16 protein-coding genes are annotated in these 18,797 nt (G+C 64.9%); 9 read left to right on the top strand and 7 right to left on the bottom strand.

Translation table 11 applies throughout. The annotated features are described in order from the left end of the window. Positions 1-155: 155 nt before the first annotated feature. The 3 genes from NFU04_RS06930 (at position 156) to NFU04_RS06920 (ending at position 2,163) form a co-directional block, all read left to right on the top strand. Complete coding sequence (locus NFU04_RS06930) at positions 156-929, top strand: hypothetical protein (RefSeq protein WP_251308781.1); 774 nt, start codon at positions 156-158, stop codon at positions 927-929. Between the two features lie 278 nt (positions 930-1,207). Beyond that, entirely contained in the window at positions 1,208-1,471 is a 264-nt protein-coding gene (locus tag NFU04_RS06925) for a hypothetical protein (RefSeq protein ID WP_251308780.1), read from the top strand. Positions 1,472-1,572: 101 nt separating this feature from the next. Next, positions 1,573-2,163: an AbiV family abortive infection protein gene (locus tag NFU04_RS06920; protein ID WP_251308779.1), complete on the top strand. Its 591-nt coding sequence runs from the start codon at positions 1,573-1,575 to the stop codon at positions 2,161-2,163. A 431-nt stretch (positions 2,164-2,594) separates the two neighbouring features. On the opposite strand, the gene NFU04_RS06915 is transcribed toward NFU04_RS06920, so the two are convergent. Continuing rightward, on the bottom strand, positions 2,595-3,065 hold the full coding sequence (locus NFU04_RS06915; RefSeq protein WP_251308778.1) for a hypothetical protein: 471 nt from the start codon (positions 3,063-3,065) through the stop codon (positions 2,595-2,597). A gap of 415 nt (positions 3,066-3,480) precedes the next feature. On the opposite strand from NFU04_RS06915, the gene NFU04_RS06910 reads away from it, so the two are divergent. Further along, complete coding sequence (locus tag NFU04_RS06910; RefSeq protein WP_251308777.1) at positions 3,481-4,938, top strand: cobyric acid synthase; 1,458 nt, start codon at positions 3,481-3,483, stop codon at positions 4,936-4,938. A 196-nt stretch (positions 4,939-5,134) separates the two neighbouring features. Here NFU04_RS06910 and NFU04_RS06905 read toward each other — a convergent pair whose 3' ends face one another. The 4 genes from NFU04_RS06905 to NFU04_RS06890 all read right to left on the bottom strand — a co-directional run bounded on the left by NFU04_RS06905 (position 5,135) and on the right by NFU04_RS06890 (position 9,105). Continuing rightward, complete coding sequence (locus NFU04_RS06905) at positions 5,135-6,379, bottom strand: NupC/NupG family nucleoside CNT transporter (RefSeq protein WP_251308776.1); 1,245 nt, start codon at positions 6,377-6,379, stop codon at positions 5,135-5,137. Positions 6,380-6,730: 351 nt separating this feature from the next. Beyond that, on the bottom strand, positions 6,731-7,468 hold the full coding sequence (locus NFU04_RS06900) for an OmpA/MotB family protein (RefSeq protein ID WP_251308775.1): 738 nt from the start codon (positions 7,466-7,468) through the stop codon (positions 6,731-6,733). Beyond that, complete coding sequence (locus NFU04_RS06895; RefSeq protein ID WP_251308774.1) at positions 7,461-8,270, bottom strand: motility protein A; 810 nt, start codon at positions 8,268-8,270, stop codon at positions 7,461-7,463. Before NFU04_RS06895 ends, NFU04_RS06900 begins: the two co-directional genes overlap by 8 nt. 88 nt (positions 8,271-8,358) lie before the next feature. Then, entirely contained in the window at positions 8,359-9,105 is a 747-nt protein-coding gene (locus NFU04_RS06890; RefSeq protein ID WP_251308773.1) for a glycerophosphodiester phosphodiesterase family protein, read from the bottom strand. A gap of 176 nt (positions 9,106-9,281) precedes the next feature. Between NFU04_RS06890 and NFU04_RS06885 the strand changes: the two genes are divergently transcribed. Together NFU04_RS06885 and NFU04_RS06880 are read left to right on the top strand one after the other, a co-directional pair. After that, a complete protein-coding gene (locus NFU04_RS06885; protein WP_251308772.1) occupies positions 9,282-9,869 on the top strand; it encodes a hypothetical protein in 588 nt (195 codons plus the stop codon). Between the two features lie 88 nt (positions 9,870-9,957). Beyond that, positions 9,958-10,935 carry an NADPH:quinone reductase gene (locus NFU04_RS06880; RefSeq protein WP_251308771.1) on the top strand — a complete coding sequence of 326 codons (978 nt, stop codon included), beginning with the start codon at positions 9,958-9,960 and terminating at the stop codon, positions 10,933-10,935. Between the two features lie 227 nt (positions 10,936-11,162). Here NFU04_RS06880 and NFU04_RS06875 read toward each other — a convergent pair whose 3' ends face one another. Next, on the bottom strand, positions 11,163-12,047 hold the full coding sequence (locus tag NFU04_RS06875; RefSeq protein WP_251308770.1) for a MurR/RpiR family transcriptional regulator: 885 nt from the start codon (positions 12,045-12,047) through the stop codon (positions 11,163-11,165). Positions 12,048-12,678: 631 nt separating this feature from the next. Between NFU04_RS06875 and NFU04_RS06870 the strand changes: the two genes are divergently transcribed. Genes NFU04_RS06870 through NFU04_RS06860 form a run of 3 tightly spaced genes read left to right on the top strand, consistent with a single transcriptional unit; the run spans position 12,679 to position 16,467 of the window. Then, positions 12,679-13,467, top strand: coding sequence for an enoyl-CoA hydratase/isomerase family protein (locus NFU04_RS06870; protein WP_251308769.1), 789 nt, complete (start codon positions 12,679-12,681; stop codon positions 13,465-13,467). A 1-nt stretch (position 13,468) separates the two neighbouring features. After that, positions 13,469-15,673 (top strand): acetate--CoA ligase family protein, encoded by a 2,205-nt coding sequence (locus NFU04_RS06865; RefSeq protein ID WP_251308768.1) that lies wholly within the window; start codon positions 13,469-13,471, stop codon positions 15,671-15,673. Next, on the top strand, positions 15,670-16,467 hold the full coding sequence (locus tag NFU04_RS06860) for an enoyl-CoA hydratase-related protein (protein WP_251308767.1): 798 nt from the start codon (positions 15,670-15,672) through the stop codon (positions 16,465-16,467). Before NFU04_RS06865 ends, NFU04_RS06860 begins: the two co-directional genes overlap by 4 nt. 163 nt (positions 16,468-16,630) lie before the next feature. Here NFU04_RS06860 and NFU04_RS06855 read toward each other — a convergent pair whose 3' ends face one another. Then, complete coding sequence (locus NFU04_RS06855; protein ID WP_251308766.1) at positions 16,631-18,757, bottom strand: TonB-dependent receptor domain-containing protein; 2,127 nt, start codon at positions 18,755-18,757, stop codon at positions 16,631-16,633. Positions 18,758-18,797 lie beyond the last annotated feature (40 nt).

Here is an 18,797-nt window from a genome sequence, read left to right as displayed (position 1 = left end):
TTGGAGCCGATCGGCAACATGCCACCGGCCGAGCGAGAAGCGCTGTATTATGAGCAACAGGGTCAGGCCAAGAAGGCGGCCTGACTCAAACCAACGGGTCTCCGAGAAAGCCGGGACGGCTCACTGTTATATTTCCGGAGCACGGAGCATTCGGTTTGAGTAAAGAAAAATATCAGATTCCGAGAAAGTCAGACTTTATTTGCCTGACTATTCTTTTGCACGATTTGAAGTGTTTTGATGAGGAGTTGTCAGAGGGGGTTGAAGATATTGATACTCTTACCCACAAGATGAGAAGTACAAGGAATGTGTTTGTATCCTTGCACAATCTTAAAGACTCAATGAATAGAATAAGGGTTGATGGTGAAGCTCAGTTTGTCTCGGATACTAGATCACTAAGACGAGATCTGGATTTTATTGTGCACATCCGAAATAAGGGGGTTGGTCATCTTGATAGGGCGCTCCTGGAAAGAGCTGCACAGTGGACTCCAGAGATCTTTCACGTAAATTCACATGGAAAAAATGACTACCTAAATTTTCTATCCTATAAGGCTGTGCTTGAGTCTACGATCAACTCTTACTTAAATGAGGATGGAGAGCAAAAAGTATTTAAAACAGAGATAGACTTTCTCTATCCGCCAAATGCAGAGCAATTTTTCGAGTTTCTTTCAGATATCGTTAAAAGGTCAATAACTTGGCTGGAAAGCTCGCGCGAGATTATCAGGTCAGAGCTTGAATTTCACTCTGACGATAAAGTCAAGGAAATGGGTGCCATTGCAGGACAGACTAACTTTAATCTTAAAGATGAGTCTGATTTCACATTCAGTGAAGAGGAAATGAGAAAAAGAATTGCTTCGGCAATAGAGAAAATGCGGGAAATTGGAATAGAAGAAAAGGTTGTTCAGTTCCTAGAAAATAAAGTGTTAAAATAATATAGCACATCAAAGCACGCGGACCTGGAAAAGCTGTCCCCTTTTTTGTTCCAAAAAAACCGCCAAATTTACCAGGCCGTTGTTTGATGCGTTAGGCAATGTGAGCATATATAAAAGAACTAATATCACTGCATAAGCACTGGCTAAATGCCGATGCAGTAAAGGAAGTTGTTACCACTAAGATCAGAGGGGAGCATGGCCTTCCCGAAGATCTAGCAGCATTTGCTGAGATCCATTCTTCATTTGCAAGGTTGTCTGTTTTATACGAGTTAATATTCGTGGTAGTAGAGGGTTGCAGAGAGCTTAAGTGTGTTAATCAAAAAGTGGATGAGCTTCTTTCTCAAGAGAATTTTGTTGACGCTCTTCGACTATTTAGAAATGCGACCTTTCATTATCAAAAATTCCCTATCCCTGAAAAAGCAATGAAGTTCCTTGAGCTTCCAGAAAGTGAGCATTGGGTCAGAGAGTTGCATAAGGCTTTCAAGATGTTCTTTGAAGCCGAACTGCCAATTAAAGAAGCACTGGACAAACTAAATGCCTGACAAAGTGGTCAAGTTAACTCCGGCCGAATAAAAGCGCGGCTGCGCGGGACACTACGCGTTGCTCCAACTGCCCTTACCACTGCGTTATATTCGAGAGAAATATGAAAGCTCTGTCTATCGAAGAAATAGAGTCAGCTCGTGAAAAACTTTTACGCAACGCCGAGAGCCTATTCGCGGAATCTCAGATGCTATATAAACATGGTTTCTTCCCCCGAGCCTACTGTTTGGCGCATTTGTGTTGTGAGGAACTAGCAAAAATACCAATGCTGGTTGGCGTGGGCTTGGATCTTGTTAATGGAGAAGAAATTGACTGGAAAAAGCTGCATCGACGCCTGACGAGGCACCAGGATAAAATCAATGCAATGCACGATCATGATTATTTCCAAAGCGAAATCAGAGCTGATGACTCTGATGTGAGGGAGCATGAGGCTGCACTAAAGACTACTCCTCACCTCAACGATATGAAAAATAACAGTCTTTACGCTGGTCTGGTTGATAGTGTCTTCAGAGAACCTAGCGAGGTCGTTACTCAAAACGACGCAATAGATCTTATGAACATCGCAAATAAGCGATTGAAATATATGCAGACTGTTGAACGATCTTCTATGGGGAAAATCTCAACCTCGGAGATAGGTGCCAAGATGAGGCGGTTTGCGAAAGAATATAACAAGTCACGGAAGGCGGACGCGTGAGGCGCGCCGCTTCGTTCAGCGTTAGATTGCGCGTATGCCCGATCACCTCAGCCATTTACGCCATTCCTTTCTCGCCTTGGATTGGCGATAGGTTGGCTCCTCTTGGGCGGCCCGCTCACCTTGGGACAGGCCTTCTCCCTATGCCCGAACCCTGCGGCGTGGCGCATGATTGCTGATTTGATTCTTATCGGGGTCTCCGCCGGGGGAGTGGCAAGTGGTACCGTAGTGCCCTTTCAGGGGCAAGGGCATTTACCCGAAGTGGGGGCGGCAATTCGCATGGCGACACTGATGATCCAGGGCACCACCTCGGGTGCGGGCAGAGCAAGGTGATGGCGGGGCTGTGCCGGGCGCTGGCCCGGCACGGGTGTCAGGTGACACGTCCCTGTACCGCGATTAACTCGGCATAAAGGTCGCCGGTTAATCGGCGTATGTTAGTAGTTGTACTCGGTAAAGATCAGTCGTCCGGGGTTTCGTTGCGAGCCATCGTAGGACCCGATCCAGATGTCGTAGAGACCCGACTGAGGGTTCTTGAAGGTGATCGCGGGGTCCGTGCCGCGATAGTCATCGTTGTAGTACCAGGTGCCGTCGGGTGCGTTTACCAGCAAGATGGCGTCGGCGGAGGCGTCGACCGCGATGGTCAACTGCGTTGACTGGCCGTTCCAGTAGAGGTCGAAATCGGGCCGCGTGGTCACATACCCGGCCCAGCCTGCCGCACCGCAGCTGATCAGGCTGTTGGTGCCGCCCGCGGTAATGTTGCGGACATAGGGGTCGGGCTGGAACCCGGCGTTGAGTTGAATGGTGCCGAAATGGGGTTGGCCCTGCCAATCGGGGCAGGCCTGCGCGGGAGCAGCGGAAACCAGGGCAATAACCGTTGCTAGACTCGCAAATCCTTTTCTGAGCATCTTGGTTCTCCTCCAGAATTACTCCATGATCCGCGTCACTTTGCGCATGGAGATTGACATTACATAGCGGCCGGCGACAGCCAGCCTCAAGGCCCGATCAGCGGGGAAGGACCAGGTAACGACCTTGTCATGCCTCCCTCCGTGAGGTGTTCCCACCCAGAACTCACTCAGTGGGGCAGCGCCACATCCAAGGATATAGAGTCGGTACATAAGGTAACAATAAGGGGTGAGTATAATTCGGATCTGAATTTCTGCTAGCCTCGATCGCCTTAAATCTATTCCTCATGGGCCCGGGGTCATGTGAATGCATCGGGGGAGTGGATGCGAGGGCATGTTTCCTGCGTTGCGGGCACCAGGGCGGGTAGGTAGAGTCTCGCCATTCCAAGAGGTAAACCGGGCGAGACGAGGCTTTTCGATGGCGACACTGATGATCCAGGGCACCACCTCGGATGCGGGCAAGAGCACGGTGGTGGCGGGGCTGTGCCGGGCGCTGGCCCGGCGCGGGGTGTCGGTGGCGCCCTTCAAGCCGCAGAACATGGCGCTCAATAGCGCGGTGACCGTGGATGGCGGCGAGATCGGCCGCTCCACGGCGCTGCAGGCGCTGGCGGCGGGCGTCGCGCCCCATAGCGATATGAACCCGGTGCTGCTCAAGCCGGAGAGCGACCGGGGCGCCCAGGTGATCCTGCGCGGCCGGGTGCATGGCCATATGGATGCCCTGGACTATCACGCCTACAAGCGCGAGGCGAAGGGCTCGATGCTGGCGGCCTGGGAGGCGTTGTCGAGTCGTTATGATGTGATCATCGCCGAGGGAGCGGGCAGCCCGGCGGAGATCAACCTGCGCGCCAACGATATCGCCAATATGGGCTTCGCCGAGGCGGTGGACTGCCCGGTGCTGCTGGTGGGGGATATCGACCGGGGCGGGGTCTTCGCTCAACTGGTGGGGACCCTGGCGCTACTCAGCGAGAGCGAGCGCTCACGCACCCGGGGCTTTATCATCAATCGCTTCCGCGGCGATATCGCGCTGCTCGAGCCGGGGCTCGACTGGCTGGAACACCATACCGGCAAGCCGGTGCTGGGGACCCTGCCTTACCTGCAGGGCCTGCTGCTGGACGCCGAGGACAGCCTGGGCCTGTCGGGCCGCCAGGCCGGCGAGCCGGCGCTGCGCGTGGTGGTGCCGGCGCTGCCGCGGATCAGCAACCATAACGACTTCGATCCCCTGCGGTTGCATCCGCGGGTGGAGCTCACCTTCGTGGGGCCGGATCAGGCGATTCCGCCCGCCGACCTGATCATCCTGCCCGGCAGCAAGAGCACTCGCTCGGACCTCGCCTGGCTGCGCGCCCAGGGCTGGGAGGACGCCATCCGCCGTCATCTGCGCTATGGCGGCAAGCTGCTGGGGATCTGCGGCGGCTTCCAGATGCTGGGGCGGGTCATCGAGGATCCCGAGGGCCGCGACGGCCCCCCCGGCAGCAGCGAGGGGCTGGGGCTGCTCGATTTCACGACCCGCATGGGCGCGGCCAAGCAACTGCGCAACGTCGGTGGGCGCTTGCTTGCCTCGGGGGCGGCGCTGGCCGGCTATGAGATCCACCATGGGATCAGCGAGGGGCCGGCGCTGGCCCGGCCGCTCTGTGAGCTCGAGGGGCACCCCGATGGGGCGATCGGCGAGGATGGCCAGGTGCTGGGCACCTACCTGCATGGCCTCTTCGATCAGGCCGAGGCCTGCGCGGCCCTGCTGACGCTCTGCGGGCTGGAGGGCGATACGCGGAGCGATACCCCGGACTATGCCGCCCATCGTCAGCGCGACCTGGACCGGCTGGCGGATAGCCTGGAGGAGCACTTGGATATGGTGGCCATCGAGGCGCTGGTATCCCGTTAGTCGGGCTGACCGAACCATTATTTGCACTGCCGAACGCACAAGGCCCGCCAATTGGCGGGCCTTGTGCGTAGTAAGGGCTTACTGGAGCACTCGCCTGGAGCGAGAGGAAGAGCCCGGCCAGGGCGGCGTTTACCAGATAAGCCAGGTTGGCCAGGGTGCCTGGCCCAGCCGTATCAAGGGCGGGGCCAGGACTGAACTAGAGCGAGAGAAAGAGCCCGGCCAGGGCGGCACTCATCAAATTGGCCAGGGTGCCGGCGGCCACCGCCTTGAGGCCCAGGCGGGCGATATCGCTGCGCCGGTTGGGGGCCATCAGGCCCAGGCCCCCCATCAGGATGGCGATGGAGCCCAGGTTGGCGAAGCCGCACAGGGCGAAGACCACGATCGCCTCGCTATGCGGGCTCAGCTCGCCCTCATGGGTGGCCAGGTCGGCGAAGGCGACGAACTCGTTGAGGATGATCTTCTCGCCGATAAAGCTGCCGGCCAGCACTGACTCCTCCCAGGGGATGCCGATCAAGAAGGCGATGGGCGCGAACAGCCAGCCGAGGATCAACTCCAGGGTCAGGTCGCCGTAGCCGACCAGGCCGCCCACCCAGCCCAGCAGGTTGTTGGCCAGGGCGATCAGGGCGATAAAGGCCAGCAGCATGCCGCCCACGTTGATGGCCAGCTGCACCCCGGAGGCGGCGCCATTGGCGGCGGCCTCGATCACGTTGGCGGGCTTTTCCTCCTTGGGTGTCTCCAGCACCTCGTCGATGCCCTGGGTCTGGGTGCGGGTCTCCGGCACCAGCATCTTGGCCATCAGCAGGCCCCCGGGGGCGGCCATAAAGGAGGCCGCCAGCAGGTACTCCAGGGGAATGCCCATGGCGGCATAGCCACCCAGCACGCTGCCGGCCACCGAGGCCAGGCCCCCCACCATCACCGCGAACAGCTCCGAGCGGGTCATGCCGCCGATAAAGGGACGCACCGTCATCGGCGCCTCGGTCTGGCCGACGAAGATATTGGCCGACGCCGAGAGCGACTCGGTGCGTGAGGTGCCCAGGAGCTTCTGCAGGGCGCCGCCGATCAGGTTGATCAGCCAGCGCATGATGCCCAGGTGGTAGAGCACGGCGATCAGCGCGGAGAAGAAGACGATGATCGGCAGCACCCGCAGGGCGAAGACGAAGCCGCCGCCGCCGAACAGCTCGAACATCTCGTCGCTGACCAGGCCGGCGAACATGAAGTTCATGCCCGCCTGGGCGCTGTCGATGACCGCCTGGACGCCCCGGGTCAGGCCCAGCAGCAGGCTCTGGCCGAAGGGAATATAGAGCACGAAGAGCCCGAGCCCCGCCTGAATGGCCAGGGCGCCGAGGACGGTGCGTGGGCGGATGGCGCGGCGATTCTCGGAGAGCAGGAAGGCTAGTAAGAGGACGGTCAGCACACCGACCAGGCCCATCAGGGTTTGCATGGGAGGCTCCAGTTGATCGGGGAGAGCGGATGAAGGGCGCGTACCTTAGCGCAAAATCGTCGGACGTTGCAGCTATAGCTAGCCTATGCGCCTATCGTCACCCGCGCCTCAACGCTGGATTAGCGGGGAGGGGGGGGCGGCATTGGATACCTCGGCAACCCATCAATCGCCTGCTAAAGCAGGCTCCTACGACCCCCTTGGCAACCCCAACCTAGTAGGAGCTGGCTTTAGCAGGCGAATTCCCAAGCCTTATCGCTTGCTGAAGCAAGCTCCTACCACCCCGGTGGCGACTCCAACCTAGTAGGAGCTGGCTTTAGCCGGCGATATGCCTCTCCACCCGGCGCGGCCGGCCTAGTCGGCGGCTTGGGTATGCAGCAGGATCTCCACCCGGCGGTTGGCGGCGCGGCCTTCGGCGCTGGCGTTGTCGGCCAGGGGCCGGGTGTCGGCATAGCCGATGGCGCGCATGCGGGTGGCGTCGATGCCCTGGCGCTCCAGGTCGCGCAGCACGGCGCTGGCCCGGGCGGTGGAGAGCTCCCAGTTGGAGGGGAAGCGCGCCGTGGCGATGGGCACGTTGTCCGAGTGGCCCTCCACCGAGAGGCGCCCGGGGAAGCGCTCCAGGGTCGGGATCAGCTCCGAGAGCAGCTCGTGGCCGGGGCCGGTCAGGGTGGCGTCGCCGCTGGAGAAGAGCAGCTGGTCGTCGATGCGCAGGGTGATGCCCTGTTCGGTCTCGGCCACGCTGACCCCTTCGAGATCGAGCCGCGCCACCGGCTCGCGTCCCGCTTCTTCTCTGGGCAGCAGGCCACTGCCCAGGGGGCCGGCGACTCGCTCGGCGGCCTGCAGGGCGGGAATCGTCAGGCGCGTGGCGCCGGACTCGCTGGCCTCCCCCGACTGCAGGTTGGTCATCGAGAGCAGCAGCACGAAGAGGGTGATCAGCAGCGTCAGCACATCCAGGTAGCTCATCAGCCAGCTCTCGCCGTCCCCATCGCCCCCGCTGCGCTGGGGCAGCAGCTCGGCGGCCTGGGTCGACGGCGCGGGAGGGGGCGGCGGCGGGGCCTCGGGACGCCCCTTCAGGGAGCTCAACTTAGCCATTCTGCGGGGCCTCGTCGGGATCGACGCGACCCTGGTCGCGGATCTCGTCGTGGTGGTGGGCGATAAAGGAGTTCAGCGTTTCCTCGATAAAGGAGGGCAGGCGCCGCTTGCAGATCAGGGTCACCCCTTCCAGCACCATGTTCATGGCGATCAGGCGCTCCTCGGTGCGTCGCTCCAGCTTCACCGCGATGGGCTTGAAGACCAGGTTGGCCAGCAGGATGCCGTAGAAGGTGGTGAGCAGGGCCACCGCCATGCGCGGGCCGATCACTTCGAGCTGGCCCGCCTCCATCACCTCCAGCATATTCACCAGGCCCACCAGGGTACCGATCATGCCGAAGGCCGGGGCATAGGTGGCCATGGTGCGGAAGATCTGCGCCTCGGCCTGTTCCCGGGCGCGCAGCCGGGCGATGCGCCAGCGCAGCAGGTCGAGGATCTCCTCCTCCTTGGTATTGGCGATCACCAGCTGGATGCCGGTGCGCAGGAAGGGGTTGCGGGTCTTGTCCAGGGCCGTCTCCACGGCGCGCACGTCGCCCTTGAACCACAGTCGGGCGATGGCCACCAGCTCCTGGATATCGTCGCGCATATAGGTGTTCTCGCGACGGAAGACGATGCCCACCAGGCGCACCACCCGCAGCACCTCCTTGAGGGGGTAGCTGATAAAGGTGGCGGCCAGGGTGCCGGTGACGACGATGGCCAGCCCCGGCAGGTTGACAAAGCTCAGCGGAGATTCGGCGGTGAACAGCAAGACGCTGGCCAGCAGCAGGCTGCTGACCAGGATGCCGATGATCGTCGAGGGGTTCATGAACACACTCCATTGCGCAGGGATCGATAGGACCTCTATCGGCAAGGGAGGGGGAAAGTTGAGCCGTCGAAGCTGATCTGGGTCAAGTTCAGGCGAGGAAGCGCCGGGGATCGTCGCTGATCACGCTATCCACCCCCCATTCCCAGCAGGGAGCGAAGGCCTGGGGATCGTTGGCGGTGTAGCAGAGCAGCCGGTAGCCGGAGGCCTTGATCGCCCGGGCCCGTTCGGGCTTGAGGCGGGTCCAGTCGGCATGCAGGCTGAAGGCGGCGAAGCGCTCGGCCTCGGCCTGCCAGGCCTTGGGGATCTTCTCGAAGAGCACGCCCAGGCGCAGCCGCTCGGGGTCCGGCACCAGAGCGCGGGCGGTGGCCAGGGCGCGGGCGTCGAAGGAGGAGACGATCAGCCGCTCGGCGGGCAGGGCCTCCAGCAGGCGGGGAATCACCGCCTCGGCCAGCGCCACCGGGTCGCGGCCGCGGCACACCTTGAGTTCCAGGTTGAGCCCCATGCCCCGGGCCGCCAGCAGCTCGAGCATCTCGGTGAGGGTCGCCATGCGCTCGCCCTGGAAGGCCTCGCCGAACCAGGCGCCCACGTCCAGGGCCTTGGCGGCGGCCAGGTCCAGCTTGTGCAGGCCGCCGCGGCCATTGGAGCAGCGCCGCACGCCGCGGTCGTGCCAGATCACCGGGGTGCCGTCGCCCAGGAGCTGCGCGTCCAGCTCGACCCAGTCGATGCCACTGGCGTGGGCGGCGCGCACCGCGCTCAGGGTGTTCTCCGGGGCATGGGCGGAGAGCCCGCGGTGGGCGATCAGCCGGGATAGGGCGGGGGACGTGGTCGCGGTCATGGGCTGCTAACCTCTGGGCAGGAGGACCGAAGTGGGCGCCGCTCAGTGTAGCGGGTTCGGCGAGGCCTTCGCAGCTCAGGTTAGCGAGCCCCGATGACGCTCCGATGACCGTCGTGGGGGTGGATATGCTAGGCTGCGCGCTTTTCCCGTGAATTCGCCCCGCAAGCGAGGCAGTGATGAAAGTCGTACAAGTCAACGAGAGTGCCCCCCGAGATGCCTGCCTGGCGCGGCTGTGTGCTGAGGTCTACGGCCAGGCGGCGGGGCTGACCCCCCTGGTGCGCTTCGCCGCCACCCGCCGGGTGCTGTTCGCCCAGGAAGCCGCGCGCTTGCTGGCGGCGGTGGACGGCGCCGGCCGTCCCCAGGCGCTGGCGCTGCTGGTGCTGGACGCCGCCGGTCAGGGCATGACCCTGACCCTGAGCTGTGCCCTGGACGGGGACGAGGCGCCAGACGACCGGGAGGCGCCGCGCCGTGCCCTGATCGCCGAGCTGGCCAGCAAGGCGCCGCTGCGGGTGGAGGCCGAGGATGCCGACGCCGAGGCCTGCTATCGCGACTGCGGCATCAGCCGCTGGTTCGCCGGTCGCGACGGCCGGCGCATCGGCCTGGGGGCGCGCCATCCGGCCTCCACCCTGGCCGAGGCCGGGGCGCCCATCGCGGTCGATGACGCCGAGGTGCTGCGTCGCTTCAAGCACGACACCAAGGGCTTCGAGGAAGAGAAGGAGCGCTTCGTGCAGGGCCTGGCGAGTTTTCCCGAGCATCTGGGCTGAGCGTCGAGCCGCCTGTGGCGACTTGACCGCCGGGCCGTTCGGCGCTTGCATAGACGCACCCATTCGTTAGCCCATTAAGGATATTCCCATGGCCAAGCGTATCCAGTTCTCCCGCACCGGCGGCCCCGAGGTACTCGAACTCGTCGAGGTGTCCCCCGGCGACCCCGGCCCCGGCGAGGTGCGCGTCAAGAACGCCGCGGTGGGCCTCAACTTTATCGATATCTACTTCCGCACCGGCCTCTACCCGGCGCCGTCGCTGCCCTCGGGCCTGGGCACCGAGGGGGCCGGGGTGGTGGACGCCGTGGGCGAGGGCGTGACCCAGCTGGCCGTCGGCGATCGCGTCGCCTATGCCCAGGGTCCCCTGGGCGCCTACGCCGAGCTGCACACCCTGCCCGCCGGCAAGGTGGTCAAGCTGCCCGATGGCATCGACTTCGAGACCGCCGCCGGCTGCATGCTCAAGGGGCTGACGGTGCAGTACCTGATGCGCCAGACCCATGAGCTGAAAGGCGGCGAGACGATCCTCTGGCACGCCGCCGCCGGCGGCGTCGGCTCCATCGCCTGCCAGTGGGCCAAGGCCCTGGGCGTGAAGCTGATCGGTACCGTCAGCTCGCCGGAGAAGGCGGCGCTGGCCGAGAAGAACGGCGCCTGGGCGACCATCGACTATACGAAGGAAGATGTGGTCGAGCGGGTCCGCGAGCTGACCGGGGGTGCCATGTGTGACGTGGTCTACGACTCGGTGGGCAAGGACACCTGGGAGACCTCGCTCGACTGCCTCAAGCCGCGTTCGCTGATGGTCAGCTTCGGCAACGCCTCCGGCGCGGTCACGGGGGTCAACCTGGGGATCCTCAACCAGAAGGGCTCGCTGTTCGTGACCCGCCCCAGCCTCAACGGCTACGCGGATACCCCGGCGCGGCTGCAGGCCATGGCCGATGAGCTCTTCGCCATGCTGGAGAGCGGCAAGATCACCATCGATATCGCCCAGCGCTTCCCCCTCGGCGAGGCGGGCAAGGCCCAGGAGGCCCTGGCCAGCCGCCAGACCACCGGCTCGACCATTCTATTGCCCTGACCCGCCCCGGCGGCGCCCGTAGGTCGGGTCAATGCGCTTGTAGCTCGGGTCAATGCGCTTGTAGGTCGGGTAAATGAGCCGAAGGCGAACGCACCCGACGCCGTGCCCGGCAAGTGCCCGGCAAGTGCCCGGCAAGCCGATTGTCGGATGTACTCGCCGTAGGCTCGCTTATCCGACCTACTCCTGCCTACTCCGGCCTACTCCGGCCTACTCCGACCTACTCCGGCCTACTCCAGCTCCACATAGGCGCCGAGGGCGCGCATCCGCGATTCGAAGGTGGTGACGTTATCCACCAGGGCCTCGGGGCCGTAGGCCACGCATTCGGCGAGGATCGCCTCGATCAGGGTGATGGCGGAGAGGATCGAGGGGAAGAAGTGGGGCGTGGCGGTGGCGATATTGAAGGTCACCGCGGCGCCGGGCACCAGCGGCGAGCGCAGGGTATCGGTGATCACGATGGCCTCGACGCCGTTGGCCCGGGCGATCTCCAGGGCGCGTACCGTCTCGGCGCAGTAGGGGTCGAAGCCGATCGCCACCACCAGGTCGCCCTCGCCGAAGGGCGCCAGCTCCGTCAGCAGGCCCCCCTCCTGGCCGCGAATCAACTGGATATTGGGCATGGCGATGCGCCCCACGTAGGCGAAGTGGTAGGCGCAGGCGAAGGTGTCCCGGAAGCCCACCACCGCCACCTTGCCGGCGGCCAGCATGCGCTCGGCCGCCTCGCGCACCTTGGCCTGGGTATCGGCGGTGAAGAGCCGGCCGATATTGTCGAAGGCGGTATCCCCCACATCGAGAAACACCTGGTCGTCGGTATTGGCCAGGGCCTTGAGGCTGGAGGCCCGGCCCGAGAGCTCGATGGGGCCGGACTGCACCGCCGACTGGAAGATCTCGCGGAACTGCTCGTAGCTGTCGAAGCCCAGTCGCTTGGCCAGCCGCATCAGCGTGGAGGGCGTCACCTCCGCCGCCGTGGCCGACTTGCGGATCGACTGGAAGGCGATCTCCATGGGTTGTTCCAGCACATAGTTGGCCGCCAGCTTGAGCTGGGGGCTGAGCTCGGCGTAGCAGGCGGCCAGGGCCTGATTGACCTCGTCCAGGGATGTCGGGGAGTGTTCTTGCATCCAATTACCTCGTCTGAGCGGTGACGTACCGCGCCGACGCCATGCTGGCCTAGCCAAGGGCGCCTGGCAAGCCGGCGCGCTTACCTGGCCCATCTCACCCCTATTAGGCGTATCGCCCTCAGGCATGAATACATGGTGGGAGCGTGGCTGAAGCCAGCACCTACGGGCTGGTAAGGCCGCCGGGGTGGTAGGAGCCTGCTTCAGCAGGCGATGGCCGGTTGGAATCGCCGGCTAAAGCCAGCTCCTACGGGCTTGGTAAGGCTTCCGGGGTGGTAGGAGCCTGCTTCAGCAGGCGATGGCCGGTTGGAATCGCCGGCTAAAGCCAGCTCCTACGGGCTTGGTAAGGCCGCCGGGGTGGTAGGAGCCTGCTTCGCAGCGGTCCGACGTCTCGGCGATGGGAGGGCGTTTCGTTATCAATGATACGTATGGTTCATGTCGTATTTTTATACGACACAAACGTGTTGACTGCCGCCCGCGACTCCCCGTAGCATGCGCCGAAGATACATATGTGTCGCTATTTTCCCGCGGGCGGCACTGATGTTTCATTCTTCCGCGAGGCCGGCCGGCAGTGGCGACCGACCGCCTCGATGTTATCTCGCCATGCCCAGGCAGGCCCTGCCGAGGAGAGACGATGCAACGCCCCGAGACCCTGATCATCGAGCGCCAGGCGGCGGTGATGGTGATCCGCTTCAATCGCCCCCACCGCCTCAATGCGGTGGTCGAGCCGCTTTACCGGGAGCTGCTGGCGGCCCTGGCCGAGGCCGAGCGGGACCCGGAGGTTCGTGCGGTGGTGCTGAGCGGCGAGGGGCGCGCCTTCTGCGTGGGCGCCGATATGAAGGAGCATGGCGCGGCCGGCCGCACCCTGCACCAGCGCCGCGAATACCTGCAGCTGGGCAACGATGTCTGCGAGGCGATCCTGCGCAGCCCGCTGCCGGTGGTCGCCGCGGTCAACGGCTATGCCCTGGGGGCCGGCGCCGAGATGGCGGTGGCCTGCGACTTTATCGTGATGAGCGAGGCGGCCCAGATCGGCTTCCCCGAAGTCGGCATCGGTACCTGCGTGGGCGGCGGCGTCTCTCAACTACTGCCCCAGCTGGTGGGCCTGGGCCAGGCCCGGCGCCTGCTCTATACCGGGGTGCGGATCGATGGCGTCGAGGCGGCGCGCCTCGGCCTGGCCAGCCAGGCGGTGCCCGCCGAGGTATTGATGGATGCGGCCCTGGGCCTGGCCGAGACCCTCAGCCGCCAGGCGCCGATCTCCCTGGCCATGCTCAAGCGCCTGGTCAACCAGGGCAGCCACGAGAGCCTGGAGAGCCAGTTGCAGCAGGAGCTGGACGCGGTCTTCCGCTGCTCCACCACCGCCGACTGGCAGGAGGGCGTGGACGCCTTCGCCGAGAAACGCTCACCGAACTTCCAGGGGTGCTGAGATGAACCGTGCCAACCATCTTGCCAGCCGCAGCCCGCTGCACGACTTCCTCGCCCCCCGCTCGGTGGCCGTGGTGGGGGCCTCCCAGGACCCCACCAAGCGCGGCTACAAGGCCATGGTGGGGCTGGTCAAGCAGGGCTTCCGGGGCGCCATCTACCCCATCAATCCCAAGGTGGAGCAGGTCATGGGGGCCAAGGCCTACGCCTCCCTCGGCGAGCTGCCGGGACCGGCGGACCTGGCGCTGATCTGCACCCCGGCGACCACGGTGCCGGGGCTGATCCGCGAGTGTGGCGCCGCGGGCATCAAGGGCGCGGTGATCCTCGCCAGCGGCTTCGGCGAGACCGGCGAGGCCGGCGCCGCCCTGGAGGCGGAGCTGCTCGCCGTGGCCCGGGAGGCCGGAGTGCGGCTGATCGGCCCCAATACCTCCGGGGTCTTCAACCTGCACCACAACCTCAACCTGCTGGCCCTGGACAACGTCAAGCCGGGGGGCGTGGGCATCGTCTCCCAGTCCGGCAACATGCTGCTCTCCCTGGCCCTGGAGGCCCAGCACAACGGTCGGGTCGGCTTCAGCACCTATGTGGGGCCGGGCAACCAGACCGATATCGGCTTCGCCGACTACCTGCGCTACCTGGGCGAGGACGCCCATACCCAGGTGGCCACCCTCTATGTGGAGGGTTTCCAGGACGGTCGCCACTTCCTCGAGGTGGCCCGGGAGGTCACCGCCGCCAAGCCGGTGGTGGTCTACAAGTCCGGGGCCACCGAGGCCGGCCAGCGGTCGGCCAGCTCCCACACCGGGGCGCTAGCCGGCAGCTACGCCATGACCGTCGACCTGCTGCGCCAGGCCGGGGTCAGCGTGGTGCAGTACTCCGACGAGATCCTGCCGGTGGCCGAGGGGCTGGAGCTGTTGCAGAAGGCCCGCGGCAAGCGAGTGGCGGTGCTCGCCGACGGCGGCGGCCAGGCGACCATCGCCGCCGACCGCCTGGCCGAGGCGGGGCTGACCCTGGCCACGCTCGCCGAGACTACCCGGGCGCGGCTGGCCGAGATCCTCTTCCCCCAGGCGTCCCTGGCCAACCCGGTGGACGTGGCCGGCAGCAGCGACGCCGACCCCCTGGTGCTGGCCCGCTGCATGGAGATCCTCGCCGAGGACGCGGGCGTCGATAGCGTCTTCCTGGTGGGCATGTTCGGTGGCTACAGCATCCGCTTCGCCGACTCGCTGTTGGGCGACGAGATGCGCGGCGCCGAGTCGATGATCGAGCTGGCCCGGCGCGTCGACAAGCCGCTGGTGGTCTACAGCCTCTACGCGCCGATCAAGCCGCCGGCGCTGCGCCGCCTCCACGAGGCGGGGTTGCCGGTCTACTACTCCATCGAGCATGCGGTGCGCGCCCTGGCGGCGCTGGGCGAGCGGGGCGCCTACCTGGCCGCCGATCACGCCCGCCCCGAGGCGCTGGCGCGCCTGCCTGACCCCGAGGCCGCCTTTGCGCGCGCCCGGGCCGAGGGGCGCGACCTGCTGGAGCCGGAGGCCAAGGCGCTGCTGGCCGAGCATGGCATCCGGGTGCCGGAGGAGCGCCTGGTGCGCGACGCCTTGGAGCTGGCCGAGGTGGCCGCCCACTTCGGCACCAGGCCCCTAGCGATGAAGGTGGTCTCCAAGGACATCCTCCACAAGTCCGATGCCGGCGGGGTGCGCCTCGACCTGGTGGGTGAGGCGGCACTCCGCGAGGCCCATGACGCCATCCTCGCGTCCTGTCGCGCCTATGCCCCGGAGGCCGAGATCGAGGGGGTGCTGGTCACGCCCATGGCGGCCAAGGGGGTGGAGGTGATCATCGGCGTCAGCCGCGACCCCATCTTCGGGCCGGTGCTGATGTTCGGCCTGGGCGGCATCTTCGTGGAGATCCTCGAGGACGTGGCCTTCCGCGCCATCCCGCTGTCGCGGCATGACGCCCGCTCCATGGTGGCCCAGATCAAGGCCAAGAAGCTCTTCGAGGGGGTGCGCGGCGGTGCGGCCATCGATCAAGCGGCCCTGGTCGAGCTGCTGCTGCGCATCTCGCAGCTGGTCGAGGCCTACCCGGAGATCCAGGAGCTCGACCTCAACCCGGTGATCGCCTATGCCTCGGGTTACGCCGTGGTGGATGCCCGGGTTATCGTGGCGAGGGATGGGGCCGACGCCTCGACCGATTCGACAACCCGCACCGAGGAGAACCTCGCATGAGCCTGCCGCCGCTGACGGATGCCCGCCTGACTCTGGAGAACCGGGTGGCCACCCTGACCCTGGATCGTCACGACGTGCGCAACGCCCTCACCGGCACCGCCCTGATCGATGACATCGTCGCTACCGCCGACTGGGTCAACGCCTGCGACGAGGTATCGGTGCTGGTAATCACCGGCGAGGGCAGCGCCTTCTCCGCCGGTGGCAACGTCAAGGACATGGCCGAGCGGGGCGGCGATTTCGCCGGCAACGTGGCCGAGGTGGCGGAGCGCTACCGGCGCGGCATCCAGCGCATCCCCCTGGCGCTGGCCGCCGTGGAGGTGCCGATCCTCGCCGCGGTCAACGGGCCCGCCATCGGCGCCGGCTTCGACCTGGCCAATATGGCCGATATCCGCATCGCCTCCCGCAGGGCCAAGTTCGGCGAGACCTTCCTCAACCTGGGGATCATCCCCGGCGACGGGGGCGCCTGGCTGATGCAGCGGCTGATCGGCTACCAGCGCGCCTTCGAGCTGACCCTCTCCGGGCGGGTGATCGACGCCGAGGAAGCCAAGGAGTACGGCATCGTGCTGGAGGTAGTCGAGCCCGAGGCGCTGATGGACCGCGTCAATGAACTGGCCGCGCGTATCGCCGCCCAGCCCCCCAAGGCGACCCGGCTGACCAAGCGGCTGATGAAGCTGGCCCAGCGCACCGAGCTCAAGGACTTCCTCGACCTCTGCGCGGTCTTCCAGGGCCTGTGCCATAACGAGCCGGAGCACCTGGATGCCGTCAACGCCATGCTGGAGAAGCTGGCCAAGTAGCCCGAGTGAAACTGCGACATGGCCTATCTCCGGCTAGCTATTGTGGGAGCTGGCTTTAGCCGCGCTCCCACTGTGTATTCACGCCAAAGTACGACAAGCCACGAAAACGCCCCGGCAGTTAGCCGGGGCAGCAGTGTTGCGAGCGTAAGCCAGCGCGGCGCGATCAGAACTCGAAGCGGGCGGAGAGCCAGAGGCGGCGGCCTTCCTCGCTATTGGCGTAGACGTTGCCGTAGCTGTTGCCGTTGTCGTAGGCACGGTAGTCGACGAAGTCCTGGTCCAGCAGGTTGTAGACGGTGGCGCTCAGGGTCACGTTATCCGCCACCGCGTAGCTGCCGCCCAGGTGGAAGAGGCTATAGGCCTTGAAGTCGCCCAGGTCGTCGTAGGAGGGGGCGCCGCGCACCCGCGAACGGTTGCGATAGCGCTCGCTGCGGTACTCGGCGGCGAGCCAGGTGCTCAGGCGCTCGCTGGCCTGCCAGCGCAGGGTGGCGTTGACGGCGTGCTCCGGGGTGTCGGTGAGCGGGTCGCCGGCGTTCTCGCCGCTCTTCTGCTCGCTGTCGGTAAAGGTGTAGTTGGCGCTCAGGTGCCAGGCCGGGGCCAGTTGCAGGCGTGCGGAGAGCTCCACCCCCTGGGTCTCCGCCTCGTCGATATTGACCTGCTGGGCATAGGTGCCATCGGGAATCGAGGGATGGCCGCTGACCACGATATCCTCGCCGTCGGCGATCTTGTCGTCGAAGCGGTTATGGAAGAGGGTGACGCTGGCCATGAAACCGGCCTGGTTATCGAAGTGGATACCCACTTCGCTGCTGGTGCTGGTCTCCGGCTGCAGGTCGGGGTTGCCGATGGTCAGGATGGTGCCCTGGCCGGTGACGCCATTGACGCCGTCGTGCAGGTCGTTGAGCGAGGGGGTGCGATAGCCGCGGCTGATCCCGCCCTTGAGGGTCCACTGGTCGCTGGCGTTCCATACCAGGTAGCCGCGCGGGCTGAACTGGCTGCCGAAGGCGTCGTGGTGGTCGTAGCGCCCGCCCAGGGTCAGTGCCAGGTCGTCGCGCAGCAGCCACTCGTCCTCGGCGAACAGGGCCCAGGTGGTCTGCGCGAAGGTCTCGGTGGCCAGGCCATCGGTCAGTTCCGAATCCATCCACTGCCCGCCAAGCGTGGCCATATGGTCACCCAGCGGCATCACGAACTTGCTGTCGAGCACGGTATTGGTGGTCTCGAGCGTGCGGGGCGAGCCGATGGTCAGTTGCGGCAGGGCCGGCAGGGGCTGGCCGAAGTCGCCGCCATTCCTGTCGCCGGGAATGGTGCGCCCGAGGGTCTCGGTGGTATTGCGCATCAGGCTCGATTCCAGGGTACCGGCGGAGAAGCGCCCGGTATGGCCGATGGCGAGCTGCTCGCGCTCGAAACGCAGCTCGTCCGAGTAACCGCCGATGCGTCCCTGGGGGTCGTCCAGGGTGCCCAACTGGCCCTCGTCGTTGTTGTAGCGCTGGCGACCGATCTCGCCGTCGAGCCAGAGGTCGTGATCGTCACTGGCGGCCAGGGTCAGGCGCGCGCCCAGGTGGTAGTTGCGCCCCTCGACCGGGCTGGGGCCGCGCTGGCTGACGTCGATGGGCTCGCCATTGGCGTCCTGGTAGGTCAGGTGCGAGGCCTCCCGGTCGTAGAGGCGGCCGCGCAGTTGCAGGCCGAGACGATCCTCGATCAGGGGGCCACTGGCATAGAGGCTCAGGGCGCGGCTGTCGCCGAAGTCGTCGTCCTCGTTGAGGGTGTTCTCCACCTCCAGGGAGCCGTTCCACTCCCGATCGACCCGGCGGGTGATGATATTGATCACCCCGCCCATGGCGTCGGAGCCGTAGAGGGTCGACATGGGCCCGCGGATCACCTCGATACGCTCGATGCTGGAGATCGGCGGGAAGAAGCTGGTGCTGGTCTCGCCGAAGCCGTTGGGGGTGACGCTGCCGGCGGCATTCTGGCGGCGGCCGTCGATCAGGATCAGGGTGTAGTCACTGGGCATGCCGCGAATGCTGATATTGCGGCCGCCGGTCTTGCCCACCTGGCCACCCACGTCGACCCCCTCCACGTTGCGCAGGGCATCCGCCAGGCTGGTGATGCGTTGCTCCTGCAGCGCTTCCCGGGTGATCACCGAGATACTGGCCGGGGCGTCGCGCAGGGTCTGCTCGAAACCGGCGGCGGTGACCACGATATTGTCGAGGCGGGCGGAGTCGTCGGCGAGGGCGGGCAGGCCGGCGGAGGCCAGGGCGATGGCGAGGGGGAGCCGGGAGCGGGTCGCGAGAGGCATGAGGATAGTGTATTCCCTGAATGATATCGATTATCGAATG

Origin of the sequence: Halomonas sp. NCCP-2165, from assembly GCF_023708045.1 — a bacterium.
Taxonomy (GTDB): Bacteria; Pseudomonadota; Gammaproteobacteria; order Pseudomonadales; family Halomonadaceae; genus Bisbaumannia; species Bisbaumannia pacifica.
This window is presented reverse-complemented; position numbering and strand designations above follow the sequence as displayed.